The sequence below is a fragment of the Pseudomonas sp. D3 genome (assembly GCF_029320995.1).
In the GTDB taxonomy this organism is placed as follows: domain Bacteria; phylum Pseudomonadota; class Gammaproteobacteria; order Pseudomonadales; family Pseudomonadaceae; genus Aquipseudomonas; species Aquipseudomonas paraveronii.
This window is the reverse complement of record NZ_CP119772.1, coordinates 1,410,408-1,429,237: the sequence shown is the minus strand read 5'-3', so window position 1 is coordinate 1,429,237 and position 18,830 is coordinate 1,410,408. Positions and strand designations below refer to the sequence as shown.

Annotated in this window: 13 protein-coding genes; 4 read left to right on the top strand and 9 right to left on the bottom strand. The window is 63.1% G+C overall.

Annotation, left to right across the window (positions count from 1 at the left end):
* Window positions 1–198: 198 nt before the first annotated feature.
* Both P3S72_RS06340 and P3S72_RS06335 read left to right on the top strand, forming a co-directional pair.
* The gene (locus tag P3S72_RS06340; protein ID WP_276196654.1) at window positions 199–2,217 is read left to right on the top strand and encodes a TonB-dependent receptor; all 2,019 of its coding nucleotides are present in this window, start codon (window positions 199–201) and stop codon (window positions 2,215–2,217) included.
* Between the two features lie 855 nt (window positions 2,218–3,072).
* A complete protein-coding gene (locus P3S72_RS06335) occupies window positions 3,073–5,484 on the top strand; it encodes a glucose/quinate/shikimate family membrane-bound PQQ-dependent dehydrogenase (RefSeq protein ID WP_276196653.1) in 2,412 nt (803 codons plus the stop codon).
* 52 nt (window positions 5,485–5,536) lie between these two features.
* Here P3S72_RS06335 and P3S72_RS06330 read toward each other — a convergent pair whose 3' ends face one another.
* From P3S72_RS06330 to P3S72_RS06290, 9 genes are all read right to left on the bottom strand, one after another.
* A complete protein-coding gene (locus P3S72_RS06330) occupies window positions 5,537–7,888 on the bottom strand; it encodes a bifunctional diguanylate cyclase/phosphodiesterase (RefSeq protein WP_276197902.1) in 2,352 nt (783 codons plus the stop codon).
* A 208-nt stretch (window positions 7,889–8,096) separates the two neighbouring features.
* Window positions 8,097–9,269 (bottom strand): PotD/PotF family extracellular solute-binding protein, encoded by a 1,173-nt coding sequence (locus P3S72_RS06325; RefSeq protein ID WP_276196652.1) that lies wholly within the window; start codon window positions 9,267–9,269, stop codon window positions 8,097–8,099.
* Window positions 9,266–10,240: a GTP-binding protein gene (locus tag P3S72_RS06320; protein ID WP_276196651.1), complete on the bottom strand. Its 975-nt coding sequence runs from the start codon at window positions 10,238–10,240 to the stop codon at window positions 9,266–9,268. Before P3S72_RS06320 ends, P3S72_RS06325 begins: the two co-directional genes overlap by 4 nt.
* A 187-nt stretch (window positions 10,241–10,427) precedes the next feature.
* Window positions 10,428–10,736 carry a hypothetical protein gene (locus P3S72_RS06315; protein WP_247408807.1) on the bottom strand — a complete coding sequence of 103 codons (309 nt, stop codon included), beginning with the start codon at window positions 10,734–10,736 and terminating at the stop codon, window positions 10,428–10,430.
* Between the two features lie 13 nt (window positions 10,737–10,749).
* On the bottom strand, window positions 10,750–11,499 hold the full coding sequence (locus P3S72_RS06310) for an SDR family NAD(P)-dependent oxidoreductase (RefSeq protein WP_276196650.1): 750 nt from the start codon (window positions 11,497–11,499) through the stop codon (window positions 10,750–10,752).
* A gap of 137 nt (window positions 11,500–11,636) precedes the next feature.
* Window positions 11,637–12,398, bottom strand: a complete 762-nt coding sequence (locus P3S72_RS06305) for an SDR family NAD(P)-dependent oxidoreductase (protein WP_276196649.1) — start codon at window positions 12,396–12,398, stop codon at window positions 11,637–11,639.
* Window positions 12,399–12,408: 10 nt separating this feature from the next.
* Window positions 12,409–13,749 carry an MFS transporter gene (locus P3S72_RS06300; RefSeq protein ID WP_276196648.1) on the bottom strand — a complete coding sequence of 447 codons (1,341 nt, stop codon included), beginning with the start codon at window positions 13,747–13,749 and terminating at the stop codon, window positions 12,409–12,411.
* Window positions 13,750–13,776: 27 nt separating this feature from the next.
* Window positions 13,777–14,655: a polysaccharide deacetylase gene (locus tag P3S72_RS06295; protein WP_276196647.1), complete on the bottom strand. Its 879-nt coding sequence runs from the start codon at window positions 14,653–14,655 to the stop codon at window positions 13,777–13,779.
* Between the two features lie 11 nt (window positions 14,656–14,666).
* On the bottom strand, window positions 14,667–14,843 hold the full coding sequence (locus tag P3S72_RS06290; protein WP_247402149.1) for a hypothetical protein: 177 nt from the start codon (window positions 14,841–14,843) through the stop codon (window positions 14,667–14,669).
* Between the two features lie 350 nt (window positions 14,844–15,193).
* Between P3S72_RS06290 and P3S72_RS06285 the strand changes: the two genes are divergently transcribed.
* Together P3S72_RS06285 and lon are read left to right on the top strand one after the other, a co-directional pair.
* On the top strand, window positions 15,194–16,183 hold the full coding sequence (locus P3S72_RS06285) for a GntR family transcriptional regulator (protein ID WP_247402153.1): 990 nt from the start codon (window positions 15,194–15,196) through the stop codon (window positions 16,181–16,183).
* Window positions 16,184–16,403: 220 nt separating this feature from the next.
* Window positions 16,404–18,824 carry an endopeptidase La gene (gene lon, locus P3S72_RS06280; RefSeq protein WP_276196646.1) on the top strand — a complete coding sequence of 807 codons (2,421 nt, stop codon included), beginning with the start codon at window positions 16,404–16,406 and terminating at the stop codon, window positions 18,822–18,824.
* The last annotated feature ends 6 nt before the right edge of the window (window positions 18,825–18,830 follow it).

Below are 18,830 nucleotides of genomic sequence, written 5' to 3'. Positions count from 1 at the left end.
AAAAAGAGGAAATACAGCCGCGCACCTTAGCCGACGGGGCGAACAGGTGGAAGCACCGCATTGAATATAGCCCCTGGGGAAAAGTTGCTCTTTTCAGGGCAAAAAGAGATGTTATATTATAACGACAACAAGCAAAAACAACCCGTTCGATCACGTCTGCCGCCTTCTCTTTTTTGTCGTTTTGCCAAGGAATGTCCGATGTCCCTCTCCTCTGCCTGGCGCTTGTCCCCCCTCGCCGCCGCCCTGCTGATCTGCTCCGAAGCCCACGCGCTGGAACTGCCACCCCAAGTCATCACCGCCAACCCGTTGGGCAGCGAGCAACTGGCTTCACCGACCACCGTGCTGGAAGGCGACGACCTGACCCTGCAACAAAAAGGCAGCCTCGGCGAAACCCTGAACAAGCAGCCGGGCGTGTCGTCGTCCTACTTCGGCCCGGGCGCCAGCCGACCGATCATTCGCGGCCAGGATGGCGACCGCATTCGCGTCCTGCGCAACGGCGTGGGCGCGCTGGATGCCTCGTCGCTGTCCTACGACCACGCCGTGCCGCTGGACCCGGTCAACGTCGACCGCATCGAAATCGTGCGTGGCCCGGCAGCCCTGTTGTACGGCGGCAGCGCCATCGGCGGCGTGGTCAACACCTTCGACAACCGCATCCCCACTGAAGCCATCGAAGGCATCCACGGCGCTGCTGAATTACGCTACGGCGGCGCCGACACCACGCGCAGCAGCGCCGGCAAGCTCGAAGCCGGCAACGGCACCTTCGCCCTGCACCTGGACGCCAATGCGCGGCAATTCAATGACCTGAAAATCCCGGGCCAGGCCCGCAGCCGCCACGCCCCGGAGGCCGAAGACGGCCCCGGCAAAAACGGCCGCCTGGGCAACAGCGACGGGCGCCAGGACGGCGGAGCGCTGGGCGGTTCCTACACCTGGGACGACGGTTATGCCGGGCTGTCCTACAGCACCTACGACAGCAACTACGGCTCACCCGCCGAGCAGGCGGTGCGCATCCGCATGAAGCAGGACCACTACGCGTTTGCCTCCGAGATCCGCAACCTGCAAGGCCCGTTCACCTCGGTGAAACTCGACGCTGGCTACACCGACTACGAACACCGCGAAATCGAAGGCGGCGAAACCGGCACGATCTTCAAAAACAAGGGCTACGAAGCACGGGTTGAAGCGCGCCACCAGCCGCTCGGCCCGTTCGACGGCGTGATCGGCGCACAAGTGACCCGCAACGAGTTCTCGGCCCTCGGCGCAGAAGCCTTCGTGCCCCAGACCGACACCAACGCCGGCGCGCTGTTTATCCTCGAAGAAATGCAGGCCACCGAGCGCCTGAAACTCAGCCTCGGCGGGCGCCTGGAGCACACCAGCGTCGACCCGGACGGCAAAGGCAACGCACGTTTCGCCAATGCCAACAAAACCAACGACTTCACCGCCGGCAGCCTATCGTCCGGCGCGGTCTACACCCTCACGCCAATCTGGTCCCTGGCCGCAACCCTGGGCTACACCGAACGCGCGCCGACCTTCTACGAGCTGTACGCCAACGGCGCCCACGTCGCCACCGGCACCTACGAATTGGGCGACGCCAACCTGAAAAAAGAAAAAGCCGTGTCCAGCGACCTGGCCCTGCGCTTTGACAACGGCACGCACAAAGGCAGCTTCGGCGTGTTCTACAGCCGCTTCTCCAACTACATCGGCCTACTGGGCACAGGTCGCACATTGAACGACGAAGGTGAAGAAGACGCAGCCGGCATCCCTGAATACAAATACTCGGGAGTACGCGCCCGTTTCGCCGGCTTTGAAGCCCAGGATCACTGGAAACTCGGCGAAAGCGCCTACGGCAAATTCGCGCTGGAACTGTCGGGCGACTACACCCGCGCCACCAACCTCGACACCGGCGAAGCCCTGCCACGCATTGCGCCCCTGCGCCTGAACAGCGGCTTGCTGTGGGAACTGGACCGCTGGCAAGCACGCATCGACATCGAACACGCCGCTGGACAAGGCCGCGTGCCGACCAACGAAAGCGGCACCGACGGCTACACCACGTTAGGCGCCAGCGCCGGCTATCGCTTCAACGTCGGCGGCAGCCAGTGGCTGGCCTTCGTCAACGGCGAAAACCTGACCAACCAGACCGTGCGTTACGCCAGCTCGATCCTGCGCGACATCGCCCCGGCAGAAGGCAGAAGCGTGCAATTTGGCCTACGCACCACCTTCTAACCACCCAAAAAAACGCCGCTATGGAGATCCAAATGTGGGAGGGGGCTTGCCCCCGATAGCAGTGTGTCAGCCAATACATGCATGACTGATCCACCGCTATCGGGGGCAAGTCGAATCGTCGCACCGCCCCTCCCACATTTTTGACCGGATTCGGCTTCCAGGATCAGGTCGGCTATAAGGCCGCCTCGCTTTGCCTTTGGCTTTGGCTTTTGATCTTAGGCGCCCCGTTAAACCACGCTGGCCGAACGCAGGCTTGAATCCGTGGGTAACCCGGCAGGACGCCGGGTTAGCCGTCCTGGGCCAAGGATGGCCCATGACGGCGGCCCACGGATTCAAGCCTGCGTTCGGCCACACCGAGCCTAAGCGAGGTGCCGAGTGGTGGGGCAAGAGCGTTTGGGTTACTTTTGCGCTTTTCAAAAGTGACCCGCCGTAAGGGCGGAACCATAAGCCGCCGTTACCAAAGAAACGGATATACACCCCACTCCCCGGGCTGACTACAAGGCCGCCACACCAGCAAACTCCCCCCGTTTAACAGCGACAATCCGTCACTGTTACCAAATCCGAAATAATGCATCTTACGATTTTCGCTTTCTCTCAACGCCCCAGCGCATTATCCTTGGCGGCAATAACCTGAAACGATTCACCCTCGGTCGACCCCATCTTGCAGATTAACCCTCGCCATAAAGACAGCGCTGTCTCACACCCTTGCGCGCCTGGGGATAAATCGCCCGCCTGTGGATAACCCCCGCTATCCCCAGAAAAACCAATTAACGCTGAACCAAGCCCGTGCCAAATCGTCATCTACAGTGAAGCAACACGGGGATACATAATTCCAACGTCACGGAGAAACACACTATGAGCACTGATGGTGCCTCAAGCCCAAGCCGCCTGCTGCCCAGGCTGCTAGGCGTCTTGCTGCTGATCATGGGCCTCGCCCTGCTGGCCGGTGGTATCAAACTGAGCCTACTCGGCGGGTCGCTGTACTACCTGCTAGCCGGTATCGGCATCACCCTGACCGGCCTTCTGCTGCTGGCCACCCGCCGCGCCGCGCTGGGCCTGTACGCACTGGTGCTGTTCGCCAGCACCGTGTGGGCACTGTGGGAAGTCGGCCTGGACTGGTGGCAGTTGGTGCCGCGCCTGGCGCTGCTGTTCGCCCTGGGCATCATCATGCTGCTCCCATGGTTTCGCCGCCCGTTGCTGCGTGGCCAACCAGCACCGCTGGGCACCGGCGCGCTAAGCGTGGCCGTGGTCCTGGCCGGCGCTGCTGCCGTGGCCAGCCAATTCACCCACCCTGGTGAAATCAAAGGCCAACTGGACCGCGACGCGGTGCCAGGCATGGCCAGCGCTGCGCCAACCCAAGCCGATGGCGACTGGAACGCCTACGGCCGTTCGGCCTACGGCGATCGCTACTCGCCCCTGGCACAGATCACCCCGGAAAACGCCCACAAGCTGGTGCCAGCCTGGACCTTCCGTACCGGCGACATTCCTGGCGCAGGCGACCCCGGTGAAACCACCGCGGAAAACACCCCGCTGAAAGTCAACGGCATGCTCTACGTGTGTACGCCGCACAGCCAGGTGATTGCCCTCGACCCGGATACCGGCAAGGAAATCTGGCGTTTCGATCCGAAGATCACCACCCAAGGCGCCGAGAGCTTCAAAGGTTGGGCGCACATGACCTGCCGTGGCGTGTCGTATCACGATGACGCCGTCTATGCCTCCGAGCAGAGCCCAACCGGCAGCGCCAGCCCGGCTGCCGCACCGAACGCCTGCCCGAAACGCATCTTCGTACCGACCGCCGACACCCGTCTGATCGCCCTGAACGCCGACACCGGCAAGATGTGTGAAGACTTCGGCGACAAAGGCCAGGTCGACCTGCGTGCCAATATCGGCAGCTTCGCCCCAGGCGGTTACTACTCCACCTCGCCACCGGCCGTGACCAAAAACCTGGTAGTGATCGGCGGTCACGTCACCGATAACGTCTCCACCGACGAGCCCAGCGGCGTGATCCGTGCGTTCGACGTACACACCGGCAAGCTGGTGTGGAACTGGGACAGCGGCAACCCGGACGACACCACCCCGTTGGCCGAGGGCAAGATCTACACCCGCAACTCGCCGAACATGTGGTCCATGTTCGCCGTGGATGAAAAACTCGGCATGCTTTACCTGCCGATGGGCAACCAGATGCCCGACCAATACGGCGGCGACCGTACCGAAGACTCGGAAAAATACAGCGCCGGCCTGACCGCCCTGGACATCGACAGCGGCCACGTGAAGTGGACCTTCCAGTTCACCCACCATGACCTGTGGGACATGGACGTGGGCGGCCAGCCGTCGCTGATCGACATCAAGACCGACGCCGGCGTGAAGCAAGCGGTGATGGCGTCGACCAAACAAGGCAGCATCTACGTGCTGGACCGCGCCACGGGCCAGCCAGTGGTGCCGATCCACGAAGTGGCCGTACCGCAAGGCGCCGTCGCGGGCGATCACACCTCGCCGACGCAACCGAAGTCTGACCTGAACTTCATGCCACCGCCGCTCAAAGAGCGTGACATGTGGGGCGTGACCCCGTTCGACCAGATGCTGTGCCGCATCGATTTCAAATCCATGCGCTACGACGGTGCTTTCACTCCACCATCGCTGCAAGGTTCGATCGTCTACCCGGGTAACTTCGGCGTGTTCGACTGGGGCGGCATTTCCGTCGACCCCGTGCGCCAGATCGCCTTCGTGAACCCGAGCTACATGGCGTTCAAATCGAAACTGATCCCGGCCGCCGACATCGCCAAGCAGGGCCCACGCGTCAGCGAAACCGAAGGCGTGCAGCCAAACAAAGGCGCGCCCTACGGCGTGATCCTCGAAGCGATGCTGTCGCCGATGGGCCTGCCGTGCCAGGCGCCAGCGTGGGGTTATGTGGCGGCGGTCGACCTGACCACCCACAAAACCATCTGGATGCACAAGAACGGCACCGTGCGCGACAGCTCGCCGGTTCCGGTCCCGCTGACCATGGGCGTGCCTAGCCTGGGCGGCACCTTCACCACCGCCGGTGGCGTGTCCTTCCTGAGCGGCACCCTCGACCAGTACCTGCGTGCCTATGACGTGAAAAACGGCAAGCAACTGTGGGAAGGTCGCCTGCCAGCCGGTGCGCAAACCACACCGATGACCTACACCGGCAAGGACGGCAAGCAGTACGTGCTGGTCATGGCCGGCGGTCACGGTTCCCTGGGCACCAAGCAGGGTGACTATGTGATGGCGTTCAAACTGCCGGATTAAGCGTTACCGGCAGCACAACAAAGGCGGCTTCCCTCGCGGGTAGCCGCCTTTTTTACTGCGTTTTTTTCACAGCAGAACGTGTTCTGCGCCGCATCCACCGCTCGAACGCCATCGCGGTCAACGGCCGGCTGATCAAGTAACCCTGGGCGGTGTCGCAATTCCACTGTTTGAGCAGCGCCAGGCTGGGCTCGAACTCAACCCCCTCGGCCACCACCTTGAGCCCCAGGTTGTGGCTCATTTCGATGGTGGAGCGCACGATCACGCCGTCGCCGCTGGTGCTGTCGAGGTTGCGCACAAAGGACTGGTCGATCTTCAGTTCCTGCACCGGCAGGCGCTGCAATTGCGCCAGCGACGAATAGCCGGTGCCGAAGTCATCCACCGACAGGCTGATGCCGCAGCCGCGCAGTTGTTCCAGCACGCGGAGCGCCTGTTGCGGGTTGTGCATGATCGCGCTTTCGGTGATCTCAAAAATCAATTGCTGGGCCAGTACGCCGTATTGCAGCAGCAAGGCAGTGACGCGAATCGCCAGGTCGTCATCGGCCAAGTCGTCCACCGAAATATTCACCGACAGTTGGATATGCAGACCACTGCGCGCCCACTCGGCGATCTGGCGGATGGCTTCTTCGATCACCCACAACGTCAGGCTCCCTATGCTGCCGGTGCGTTCGGCCAGGGGGATGAATTCGACGGGCGACACCAGCCCCAGGCTCGGGTGCTGCCAGCGCAGCAAGGCTTCGGCCTGGCACACATGGCCGTGCTTGAGGTCGAGCTTGGGCTGATAGCACAGGAACAACTCACCTTCGAGGGCGGCGCGGCGCAGGTCGCGGATCAGGGTGATCTGGCGCTGGTGCGCCAGGTCCCGGTCCTGGCGGTAGATCTGCAGATAGCCAGGCAAGGCCGCCGCATCATGGCGGGCAACGGCAGCGCGGCTGATCAGCTCCTCGACCTGCTGGCCGTCGGTGGGGTACGCGGCGATGCCGATGCTCACTTCATGGCGCAGTTCGTCGTTGCCGATGCGCTGGGGTTCGGTGATCAGCGCATAGAGACGGTCGGCACGGGCCACGGCGCGGTCGATCTGGGTGTTTTCCAGCAGCACCAGAAACTCGCTGCCGGTGATGCGCGCCGCCGTGTCGCTGGCCAGCAGGCTCATGGACAAACAGCGGCTGGCTTCGCGGAGCATTTGCTCGACGCCTTGCGGGCCGAAGCCTTCATTGATCAACCGGTAGTTTTCAATCCCCAGGTACAGCAACACCACCGGGCGCTGCGCACTGATCGCACTGCCCAGGCGCTCCATGGCCAGGGCCCGATTGGGCAGACCGGTGAGCGGGTCATGCAGGGCGTTATGGGCCAGTTGCCGTTCGCGCACGGCAATCCCGCTTTGCATGGCGTTGAAGGCGCGGGCCAGCAGGCCGAATTCATCGTTGCCGCGCACCCGCACCGGCGTGCGGTAGTCACCGGCGCCGATGCGTTCGGCGGCCTCCACCAACGCATTGAGCGGGCGCGACACCCGCCGCGCCAGAAACAACGCGCCGGCCAGCGACATCAGCAGCACCGCCAAGGCAATCCCGAGAAATTGCCGGCCCAGCGGCGCAAAGGCTTCCAGGGCATGGTCCAGCGGGCTTTGCAGCAGCACCCGCACTTCATCGCCATCGCCGGTGTTGGCCAGTGACAGCACATGGCTGAGCACGCGTTCGCCGTAGAACAGATCGATCTGCGCCTCGGGGTTGGGGTGTGGGTCGCGCAGCAGGCTGAGCAGGGTGGCCTGGTAGCCATCGGGCTGAGTGCTGAGCAGTGCGCCGGGGCGTGTGCCTTGCACACTGAGGAACGACACGTCGAGGTTGCTCATGGAGCGCAGTTCATTGGCGAACAGCGTGTCCATGGGAAAGCCCATGACGACGCGGGCGACGGGCAGCGGGTCGAGCACTTCGTCTTGCACCAGCAAATAGGGGCGCCCGTCCATCGCCACGATCAGCATTTGCAGGCCACTGCGGCGTGCCTGGCGCAGTGCTGCGTCGTAAGGAAACGGTTGACCGCTGGAGAGCATAGGCAAGGTACTGACCATCACCTTGCCATCGAGCCCAAGAACAAACACTTCGCTGGCACGAATGCCGGTCCCGTGTTGCCGCAGAGCGGCCAGGATCGGCGCGGCCTTGCCTGCGAGCACAGCGTGTTTGAACGGGCCGTCAGCGGTGAGCCAGTCGAGCCCGTATTGCAAGCGGCGCCCGCGCAAGTCCAGCAGGCGCTCGAACACTTGGGTGCCGGTTTTCAACTGGACCCGCGCCTGGTTCTCCACGGCGCGGCTGGTGGTAGCCTTGACCGCGAAGTAGGTGCCGGCAACCACCAGCAACAACAACAGGGCCAGCACCCCGGCAATACGGGTCTGAAACGTGTGACGCCACGGCATGGCCGCGCCCCGCGCAAGCGTGCGCCTCTCGATGCCATTGCGTCCCTTTGTCATGTGCCTTCCTTGCGACGACCGGCTCTGCGTCAAAAAAACATCTATTTTTAGAAGATGTTGGGTTTGAGCAGATTAGCTGGGAGTTCAGGCAAGCGCACACAATAAAACCGGGATATTTCGCGTCATATTATTGGCGACAGGCGGTTGGCCGGCATCACCCTCGCGCGCGCATGAAATCCCCCCAGCGCCGCACCAGGTAGTTGTGTTCATCCATCACCGAATTCCACACCGCGATATGCCCCATGCGCTGTTCATAGGACCCGCCGTCGCGCACTTCGCCGATATCGATCAGCGGCAGGCCATCGCTGCCCGGTAATTCTTCCCGCGCGGGTTTACCGGCGTACCAGTAGTCCCATTCGGCGCTGGTCAAGTGATCGCGGCTGCGTGCCGGGTTGCCGATGTAGTAACCCTGGCGGGCCATCACTGCCCCCGGCCAGCCGGACAGCCACCAATTGAGGTACGCATAGGCCGCGTCGAGCACCGGGCCCTGGGCATGGCGCGACAATGACAGGCCACCGAACCAGGCGCGATAACCTTCGCGCGGCACTGCCAGGCGGTACTTCCCCCCCGCACGGTGCAGGCGCATCAGGGTCGGCGACCACAGGCTCTGGATATCGATGCTCGGGCTGAGCATCAATTGCGCGGCTTCTTCATCGTCGGACCAGAAGGCCGCGAAGTGCCCTTCTTTCTGCTTGCGCACCAGGATATCGGCGAGCACATCGATCTCTTCGATGCTCATATTGCCGATGTCCTTGAACGTCGCCAGCCCAGCGCCCTGCACCGCCAGCGCGGCATCCAGGGCGCCGATGGCGGCGTCACTTTGCAGGGCGGTGCGCGCACGCAACTGCGGGTCGAGCAACCAGCCCCAGCTTTCATTGCTGCGGCTGAAGGCCTCGGGCAAGCGCTCGGGGCGGTAGGCGAAGCTGTCGGCGTTGTGGGTCAGCGGCAACATGCTGATGCGTTCGGTGACGGTGCTGCCGAGGCTGCCATCGTGCTGCACAAACAGCCGTTCACTGGGCACGCTGCCACTGCCCAGGCAGTCGCTGGGCGACAGGCGACCACGTTTGGGCAGGTCGTTGATCTCGTGCCACAAGGCGATGCGCCGCGTGTCGATGGGCTGGATCGCGCGGGCGGGCCACACGAAGTCGACGTTGTGGAACCACTGGTCGTACAGGTCGTAGCTGTCGGGCTGCATCACCGCGATGCGCTGGGCCTGTTCGACGTCATGCACCTGGTACACCAGGCGAATGCCCAGTTCCTGCTCGGCCCGCACGCGCAAGCATTCGAGCAAGGTCACCGAAGTGCCAAGGACTCTTAAGGTGATCATGCCGCGAACCGCCGTGAAAACGCTTCAAACGAGCGGCGCAACTGCGTGGGATCGAGGCCGCGCAGGATAAACACCAGGCGCGATTGCCGGTCGGTGCCCGGCCACGCCGGCAGGTGGACTGGCGCATGCAGGCAGTGCTGCACGCCATGAATGACGATGGGGGCCGAGCTTGCGTTCACGTTGAGCAGTCCTTTGACGCGAAGGATTCGTTCGCCATGGCATCTTAACAGCATCGATAACCACACTCCGAAACCGACCCAATCGAGCGGCTGGTCGAAGGTCAGGCAGCAGACTTGCGCGGCGCCATGGCTGGCCGTGGTGGTCCGGTGCAGTTGCCAGCGGCTGACTTCGACCGCCGGTTCGGCGCTGCGCAAGCCTTCGCCAAGCAACAGTTGATCGCCGCTGTGGATGTCGTGGGTATCCAGGATCGGCGTGCCCGGGTTCAGCGCCTGTAGGTGCAAACGCAGCGGCTCGCAGCCGTCCACCCGGTCGGTCTTGCTCAGCAGCAAGCGATCCGCCGCCGCCACCTGGGCCAGCCATTCCGGGTGCAGGCGTTCCTGCAGGGCGGCGTGGCTGGCGTCGACCAGGGTGATGACCAGGCCGATATGAAAACGCCCGCGCAGTTGCACGTCGTTGTTGAGGGTCGCAAGGATCGGCGCCGGGTCGGCCAGGCCGGTGGTTTCCAGGATCACCCGCTTGAAGGCCGGGATTTCACCGCGCTCGCGGCGTTGCAAGAGGCCGAGCAGTGCGTCTTTGAGTTCACCGCGAATCGAGCAGCAGACGCAGCCGCTGGGCAGCAGCACGGTGTCCGGCGCCACTTCTTCCACCAGCAGATGGTCGATGCCGATGTCGCCGAATTCATTGATCAGCAGCGCCGTATCGCCAAGGCTTTCGCCTTGCAGCAGGCGCGTGAGCAAGCTGGTTTTGCCAGCGCCGAGAAAGCCGGTGATCACATTCAGAGCGATGCTCATCGTTCCACCTCATACCCACCGCCGTCGGCCGGAACGCGTTGACTGTGGCGAGAGCGCTTGCTCTCGCTGGGCTGCGAAGCGGGCCCAAAACCAAGCGACCGAGGTGTGCCAGATCCTCTTCGGACACCGCGCTGGGAGCGCTTTGCACTCCAGCGGGAGCAAGCTCCCTCGCCACAATGGGGCGTGCCTACGGAAAGCATGGTGTGTTTTCCAAGTGGTTCAGCAGTTGCGGATCAAGCGGGTCCAGTGGCCGCCCGAGCAGGGTTTCGGCCGCTTGCCAGAGTTGATCCAGGCCGCTGGCCAACGCCTGTTTGCCGGTGGCGCCCAGCAGCAGGTACGAGGCGCCCTGGAAGTCTTCGACCTTGAGCCGGAACACCGCCAACACCTGGTTGATCGCGGCGATCCGGCGCAGGCGTTCGCGGCGCCTGGGCAACTCATCGCCCAGCGGGTCGCTCCAGTGCAGGTCTTCGCCGAGCAGCCCGCAGAGTCCGCACATCGCTACACCCCGCTCATGGCATGACATCGCCGGAGTTCGGGCCCAGGGTCTGGCCGACGAACAGGTTACCGCCCGGCTCGCTGGCCAGCAGCACGGCGGTGGGCGCCACTTCGTCGGCCAGGCCGAAGCGCCCCAGGGGCAGCTCGGCGGCCTTGGCACGCTTCCAGCTGTCGCTGATGCCGCCCACCAGCGGCGTCTCGATGGGACCCGGCGCGATGGCGTTGACCAGCACGTTGTCCTTGGCGACTTCCAGCGCCAGGGATTTGGTGAAGCCGATCACACCGGCCTTGGCCGCTGCGTAATGGGTCAGCTCGGCGCCGCCCTTGATCCCCAGTTGCGAGGCGACGTTGATGATCCGCCCCCAGCCCTGCGCCAGCATGTGCGGCAAGGCACGCTGGCTGGCGACGAAGACGCTGGTGAGGTCGACGCGCAGCATGTCGTTCCACATTTCGATGGAGAGGTCGACGCAGCGCGCCTGGGTGAGCATGCCGGCGTTGTTGACCAGAATATCGATGCCGCCGAAATGCTCGACGCAACGATCGACACTGGCCCGGGCGCCTTCAACGGTGCCGACATCGGCCAGGCACTCGAACACTTGCGCGCCAAGGTTGCGGCAGGTGATGGCGGTTTCGGCGAGGCTAACGGCATTACGGTCGGCCAGCAGCAGGCGTGCGCCTTCAGCCGCGTAGGCACGGGCGATGGCGGCACCGATGCCGCTGCCGGCGCCGGTAATGACGGCGCGGCGATGGGTCAGTTGGGTCATACAAAAACTCCTGAAAAAACACAGTGCCAATGTGGGAGGGGGCTTGCCCCCGATAGCGGTGGTTCAGATAAAACAATGGTGGCTGACACACCGCTATCGGGGGCAAGCCCCCTCCCACACTTTTTCGACCGCGTGGGTCAGTCGGGCCAGCGCACGGTCAGGCCACCGTCGATGACGATGCTTTGGCCCGTGAGGTAGCTCGATGCATCACTGGTCAAAAACTGCACCAGCGACGCCACTTCATCCGCCCTCCCCACCCGGCCCAACGGAATCGCCCGTGCGGCCTTGGCCAAACCTTCCGGCCCGAGGGAGTTCTGCGCGTCCAGCGATTGCGGCGTCTCGATCAACCCCGGGATCACCGCATTGCAGCGAATCCCCAACGGCGCCAATTCCACCGCCAGTGAGCGGCACAATCCCGGCACACCGGCCTTGGCCGCCGCGTAATGGCTGTGCTCCTGCCAGCCATATACGCCGCCGGCAATCGACGAAATCGCCACCAGCGCGCCGCCCGCGGGCATATGCCGAGTCGCCGCGCGGAAGGTGCGCATTACCCCCGTCAGGTCGACGTTGAGCATTTCGTCCCACCGTTGATCGGTCATTTCCAGCAGCGGCGCACGGCGCAGCAGACCGGCGTTGGCCACCGCATAATCGAGGCGGCCAAAATGCTGCACGGCCTGGGCAGCCAAGGCGTCCACCGAGGCGGTATCGCCCACGTCCAGCGGCAGCATCAGGCATTCGCCAGCCGCCTGTTCCACCAGGGACACGGTGGTGCGCGGGTCATGAGGATCGGCCGGGTAATACCCGCCCACCACCGCCACGCCGTGGCGCGCATAGGCCACCGCGAGGGCTTGGCCGATGCCGCTGGCGGCACCGGTAATCAAGGCAACTTTACGCTTCATCAAACCCTCCTTACTGCACGGTTTCCGGACGCACATGGCGTGCGGCAAACATCAGCACACCGGACAAAAAGCACGGCAAGGCGCCGAACCACAGCGCGGCGGTCTGCCAGTCGCTGCCGGCGGACAACACTTGCGTCGCGCCGAAACCTGCGACCACCGCGCCAATCGGGCCCATGGCATGAATGATCGCGCCGCCGGTGGCACGGATGCTGGTGGGGAAACTTTCGCTGATAAAGAACAACGCCGCCGAGTACGGCCCGATCAGGAAGAACAGACCCAGGCTGTACAACCCGACCACCATCGCCATGTTGCTCGGGCCGAACAGCATCCCGGCGAACGACAGCCCGCCGAGCATCCAGCCCAGGCCGATGACGTTGCGGCGGCCGATCTTGTCGCCCATCCAGCCGTGACTGAGGTAGCCGCAGTAACCCACCAGGTTCGACAGCACGAGGATGATCAGCGAGTTCTCGAACGAGATGTGGTGAACGCTGACGATCACCGACGTGCCGAGCACGCTGAACACCTGGATCGCTGCCCAGTTGAGCAACAGCGCGGCGCCGATCACCAGGGTGGCGCGGCGGGCCGGGCCACGGAAGGCGGCTTTGAGGCCGGCTTTGCTGTGCTCGTCGTAGTCCACGCCGTAGGTCGCGGCGACGTTTTGCGCTTCGCTCACCGCGCCGCTTTTACGCAGCGCGCTGATGCGCTGATGGATCTGGAACTGCGGGCTCTCCTTGAGCTTGCGCGCCATAATCGCGATGACCACGGCCGGGATCGCGGCAAAAATGAAGCAGCCCTGCCAGCCGATGATCGGCAGCAACAGCGCGGTCAATCCCGCCGCGATCAGCGCACCGACCGGCCAGCCGCCCTGCACCAGGCTGTAGATAAACCCCCGGCGCTTGGTCAGTCGGGGATCTTGCGAGGCGCCATACAGCTCGCTCAAATACGTGGCGTTGACGGTTTCCTCGGCATAACCCAGGCCGCCCAACGAACGGATCAGGATCAGCGGCGACTTGCCCCACGCACCACCGATCGCGGTCAGCGCCGAGCACACCGCGGAACCGGCCACGGTGAAGATAATGCCTTTGCGCCGCCCCAACTTATCGACGACGGGGCCAATGGCAAATGCCACCACCGCCGTACCCACCGCCACCCAGGTCGCGATTTCAGCTTGTTCCACCTCGCCCCAGCCGAAGTGCCGGCCGATCTCCGGCAGCAACGTGCCGAACAGGATGAAGTCGTACACCGCAAACACCCAGGCGAAAAACGCGATCCAGGTGGCGAAGCGCACTTCCTGGGACGTCAGTTGCCGGGGTTTCCAGCCAGTCAGGTCAAGCTTGTTGTAGATGGACATGGATCGCGCCTCGAGGGTGGGATGGGGTCAGGTACGCGGTTGGCGGCGGATAAAGTCATCGGCGATTTCGTCGAAGGTGACGAAGCGCACGCCGGCATGGCTCTGGATGTGTTCGATCAAGCGTTCGAGCATCAGCAGCACTTGCGGGCGGCCGGATACGTCGGGGTGGATGGTCATGGTGAACACCGCGTGTTCGTGTTCGCGGTAGACCCAGTCGAACTGATCGCGCCACATTTCTTCGAGGTGACGCGGGTTGACGAAGCCGTGGCTGTTGGGGGCTTTCTTGATGAACATCATCGGCGGCAGGTCGTCGAGGTACCAGTTGGCCGGTATCTCCACCAGGTCGGTTTCTTCGCCGCGCACCAGCGGTTTCATCCAGGTGTCGGGGTGCTGGCTGTAGTCGATTTTGGTCCAGCTGTCGCCCTTGCGCACGTAGTAGGGGTGGAAGTCGTTGTGCATCAGGCTGTGGTCGTACTTGATGCCTTTTTTCAACAGCAGTTCGTTGGTGACCTTGCTGAATTCCCACCACGGTGCGACGTAGCCGGTCGGACGTTTACCGGTCACGTGGGTGATCAGTTCGATGGACTTGTCGAGCACGATTTCTTCCTGCTCGGCGGTCATCGCAATCGGGTTTTCGTGGCTGTAGCCGTGTACGCCGATTTCGTGACCGGCGTCGGCCACCGCCTTCATCTGCGCGGGAAAGGTTTCCATCGAGTGGCCGGGGATAAACCAAGTGGTGCGCAGGCCGTAGCGCTCGAACAGTTTGAGCAGGCGCGGCGCGCCGATTTCACCGGCGAACAGGCCGCGGGAGATATCGTCTGGCGAGTCTTCGCCGCCGTAGGAACCGAGCCAGCCGGCGACGGCGTCAACGTCGACGCCGAATGCACAGAGGATGTCTTTAGCCATGGGGTGTCTCCTTAGAGAGTCAGTTGGGATTCGACGGACAGCGCAGCCCGCAACAGGCGTGCGTCTTCCCCCGTTGGGGCGATGTGGATGACGGCCGGGGGTGCCGACCGACTCGCGTGGTCGAGGGCGTGCACCGGGTCGCTGCGACCGCTGGCGAAAGCCTCGGCCATTGAAGTGGCGTCTGACATCAGGCTGATCCTCACAAAACGTACATATTAATAAAATGTACATTTTATAAAGGCAGCTTTCGTGCCAGTCTGTGTCGACGGCTTTTTCTGTGATTGCGCTTTATCGACCAGAGCGGCGGGATAGATGCTTTTGTAGGAAGCAAAAAAACCTGGCGCGGACCCTGCAGCGGGCCTTCAAGCTAATAATGTATCTTTTATTAATAAGTACATTTTGGTGCAGAAAAGTAACAGCCCTACCTTCAAGGCCCCAAAAAAGTGCCGCCGACGTGGCGCGGAGTGACAGGTACATCTATGAGAGAATCCCTGGCTGCGTCCTACATACACCCGACCTCTTTACCCCAGAGAACACGATGAAAGCAGTGTCCGCCTCGGCCTCTCGTTACGCGATGATTCACCAGCTTTTGCGTGACGCGATCGTCAACGGCACCGCCCGCCACGGGCTGGTCCTGCTCGAAGCGCCGCTGGCCGAATTGTTTGGCACCAGCCGCGTGCCGGTACGCAAGGCGCTGGACCTGCTGCATGCCGAAGGGTTGATCTGCCGTTTCAACGGGCGGGGTTACCTGATCAACCCCGAGGGCGTGGCCATGGAACCGCTGCGCCTGCCCCTGAGCCCGGCGCACCTGGGCCTGAACGACGAGGACGAACTGGTGGATACACGGCCGTTGGGCGAGCGGATCGTCGAGGAGATCGGCGCGGCGCTGTCCACCTGCATCGCTTTCGGCCATTACCGCCTGGATGAGCAAGCCGCCGCCGACCACTACGGCGTCAGCCGCGCGGTGGTGCGTGAAGCACTGATGCGCCTGCGCGACCGTGGCCTGGTCGAAAAAGAGCCCTACTCCCAATGGCTGGCAGGGCCGCTGACGGCGCGGGAAGTCACCGAAGACTACGAACTGCGCGCCTGCCTGGAGCCCGAAGCGCTGCGCCAGAGCGCGCCGAACCTTGACCGCGCGCTGCTCGAAGCCATGTTGCAACGCGTGCTCGACGCCCAGGACAGCCCACAGTGCAGTCTGGAAGCCATCGAGCAGATCGAAGAGGATTTGCACCAACGCTGCCTGGCCGGCCTGCAAAACCGCAAGATCGCCGCGCTGATCCGCCAGGGCCAGAGCCCGATGATCATCAGCCGGATTTTCTATCGCTTGCTGGGGATCGGTGCCGACCCGGCGATGCTCGCCGAACACCGCTTGATCCTGGAGTTGTTGCTGCACGGCGCGTTCGATGCGGCGGCGTTGAACCTGCGCGAGCACCTGCAACGGGCGCGGCAGCGGATGTTGCAGCGCTTGAAGGTGTTGTCGGTACTGCCGGAACAACCCCTGCCCGCCTACCTCCACAAAATCAGCTGACTGCATGCGGCTAACCCTGTGGGAGGGGGCTTGCTCCCGATAACCGTGTATCAGTCAACGTATGGGGTGACTGTCACGCCGCAATCGGGAGCAAGCCCCCTCCCACCTTGACCGGGGCTCTGCAGTAATTTCATGCAATATGTTGCTATCTAGCCCCCGCCATTGAAACCACCGCTGGCCCGCCCCATCTAACTTGCATACTTCCCTATGCAGGTGCCCCATGAGCGACCAGCAAGATATCCCTGATTTCGACGCCAACGAATACGCCGACCCTGAAAACGCCGAGGGTCACTCGTCCAATACCGGCCTGGCCCTGCCTGGGCAAAACCTGCCGGACAAGGTCTACATCATCCCGATTCACAATCGCCCGTTCTTCCCGGCGCAAGTGTTGCCGGTGATCGTCAATGAAGAACCGTGGGCCGAAACCCTGGAGCTGGTGAGCAAATCCGACCATCACTCCCTGGCCCTGTTCTTCATGGACACGCCGCCAGATGATCCACGGCATTTCGACACCTCCGCGCTGCCGCTGTACGGCACCCTGGTGAAGGTCCACCACGCCAGCCGCGAAAACGGCAAACTGCAATTCGTCGCCCAGGGCCTGACCCGCGTGCGGATTCGCACCTGGCTCAAGCACCACCGCCCACCGTACCTGGTGGAAGTCGAATACCCGCACCAGCCGACCGAGCCGACCGACGAGGTCAAGGCCTACGGCATGGCGCTGATCAATGCGATCAAGGAACTGCTGCCGCTCAACCCGCTGTACAGCGAAGAGCTGAAGAACTACCTCAACCGCTTCAGCCCTAACGACCCGTCGCCGCTGACCGACTTCGCCGCCGCCCTCACGTCGGCGACCGGTACGGAGCTGCAGGAAGTGCTGGACTGCGTGCCCATGCTCAAGCGCATGGAAAAAGTGCTGCCGATGCTACGCAAGGAAGTCGAAGTCGCGCGTTTGCAAAAAGAACTCTCCGCCGAGGTGAACCGCAAGATCGGCGAGCACCAGCGCGAATTCTTCCTCAAGGAACAGCTCAAGGTCATCCAGCAGGAACTGGGCTTGACCAAGGACGACCGCAGCGCCGACGTCGAGCAGTTCGAACAGCGCCTGGAAGGCAAAGTGCTGCCGGCGCAGGCGCAGAAACGCATCGATGAAGAACTGAACAAACTGTCGATCCTCGAAACCGGCTCGCCGGAATACGCAGTGACGCGCAACTACCTGGACTGGGCGACTTCAGTGCCGTGGGGCGTGTACGGCAAGGACAAGCTCGACCTGAAACATGCGCGCAAGGTCCTGGACAAACACCACGCCGGCCTGGACGACATCAAGAGTCGCATCCTCGAATTCCTCGCGGTGGGCGCTTATAAAGGCGAAGTCGCCGGCTCCATCGTGCTGCTGGTCGGGCCGCCGGGTGTGGGCAAGACCAGCGTGGGTAAATCGATTGCCGAATCCCTCGGGCGGCCGTTCTATCGCTTCAGCGTCGGCGGCATGCGCGACGAGGCCGAGATCAAGGGCCATCGCCGCACCTACATCGGCGCCATGCCCGGCAAGCTGGTGCAGGCGCTCAAAGATGTGGAAGTGATGAACCCGGTGATCATGCTCGACGAGATCGACAAGATGGGTCAGAGCTTCCAGGGCGACCCGGCTTCGGCGCTGCTGGAAACCCTCGACCCGGAACAGAACGTCGAATTCCTCGACCACTACCTGGACCTGCGCCTGGACCTGTCGAAAGTGCTGTTCGTGTGCACCGCCAACACCCTGGACTCGATCCCCGGCCCCTTGCTGGACCGCATGGAAGTGATTCGCCTGTCGGGCTATATCACCGAAGAAAAAGTCGCCATCGCCAAACGCCACCTGTGGCCAAAGCAGTTGGAAAAAGCCGGCGTGTCGAAAAACAGCCTGACCATCAGCGACGGCGCCCTGCGCGCCTTGATCGACGGCTATGCCCGCGAAGCCGGGGTGCGCCAGTTGGAGAAACAACTGGGCAAGCTGGTGCGCAAGGCGGTGGTCAAGCTGCTGGATGAGCCGGACGCGGTGATCAAGATCGGCACCAAGGACCTGGAAAGCTCCCTCGGTATACCGGTGTTCCGCAACGAACAAGTGCTGTCCGGCACCGGCGTTATCACCGGGTTGGCCTGGACCAGCATGGGCGGCGCGACCTTGCCGATCGAGGCGACCCGCATCCACACGCTCAACCGCGGCTTCAAGCTCACCGGGCAACTGGGTGATGTGATGAAAGAATCCGCTGAAATCGCCTACAGCTACGTCAGCGCCAATCTGAAGTCGTTTGGCGGTGATCCGAAGTTCTTCGATGAAGCCTTCGTCCACCTGCACGTACCCGAAGGCGCCACGCCGAAAGACGGCCCGAGCGCTGGCGTGACCATGGCCAGTGCGCTGTTGTCGCTGGCGCGCAACCAGCCACCGAAGAAAGGCGTGGCCATGACCGGCGAGCTGACGCTGACCGGGCATGTACTGCCAATTGGCGGGGTGCGTGAGAAGGTGATCGCGGCGCGGCGCCAGAAGATTCACGAGCTGATCTTGCCCGAGCCCAATCGCGGCAGTTTTGAAGAGCTGCCGGAGTATCTGAAGGAAGGGATGACCGTGCACTTCGCCAAGCGTTTTGCGGATGTGGCGAAGGTGCTCTTCTGATTTTAC

What these genes read in the sequence shown, in the direction of transcription:
- P3S72_RS06340 (WP_276196654.1), top strand. Translation starts at nt 199, where the DNA reads ATGTCCCTCTCCTCTGCCTGGCGCTTGTCCCCCCTCGCCGCCGCCCTG.
- P3S72_RS06335 (WP_276196653.1), top strand. Translation starts at nt 3,073, where the DNA reads ATGAGCACTGATGGTGCCTCAAGCCCAAGCCGCCTGCTGCCCAGGCTG.
- P3S72_RS06330 (WP_276197902.1), bottom strand. Translation starts at nt 7,888, where the DNA reads ATGCCGTGGCGTCACACGTTTCAGACCCGTATTGCCGGGGTGCTGGCC.
- P3S72_RS06325 (WP_276196652.1), bottom strand. Translation starts at nt 9,269, where the DNA reads ATGATCACCTTAAGAGTCCTTGGCACTTCGGTGACCTTGCTCGAATGC.
- P3S72_RS06320 (WP_276196651.1), bottom strand. Translation starts at nt 10,240, where the DNA reads ATGAGCATCGCTCTGAATGTGATCACCGGCTTTCTCGGCGCTGGCAAA.
- P3S72_RS06315 (WP_247408807.1), bottom strand. Translation starts at nt 10,736, where the DNA reads ATGTGCGGACTCTGCGGGCTGCTCGGCGAAGACCTGCACTGGAGCGAC.
- P3S72_RS06310 (WP_276196650.1), bottom strand. Translation starts at nt 11,499, where the DNA reads ATGACCCAACTGACCCATCGCCGCGCCGTCATTACCGGCGCCGGCAGC.
- P3S72_RS06305 (WP_276196649.1), bottom strand. Translation starts at nt 12,398, where the DNA reads ATGAAGCGTAAAGTTGCCTTGATTACCGGTGCCGCCAGCGGCATCGGC.
- P3S72_RS06300 (WP_276196648.1), bottom strand. Translation starts at nt 13,749, where the DNA reads ATGTCCATCTACAACAAGCTTGACCTGACTGGCTGGAAACCCCGGCAA.
- P3S72_RS06295 (WP_276196647.1), bottom strand. Translation starts at nt 14,655, where the DNA reads ATGGCTAAAGACATCCTCTGTGCATTCGGCGTCGACGTTGACGCCGTC.
- P3S72_RS06290 (WP_247402149.1), bottom strand. Translation starts at nt 14,843, where the DNA reads ATGTCAGACGCCACTTCAATGGCCGAGGCTTTCGCCAGCGGTCGCAGC.
- P3S72_RS06285 (WP_247402153.1), top strand. Translation starts at nt 15,194, where the DNA reads ATGAAAGCAGTGTCCGCCTCGGCCTCTCGTTACGCGATGATTCACCAG.
- lon (WP_276196646.1), top strand. Translation starts at nt 16,404, where the DNA reads ATGAGCGACCAGCAAGATATCCCTGATTTCGACGCCAACGAATACGCC.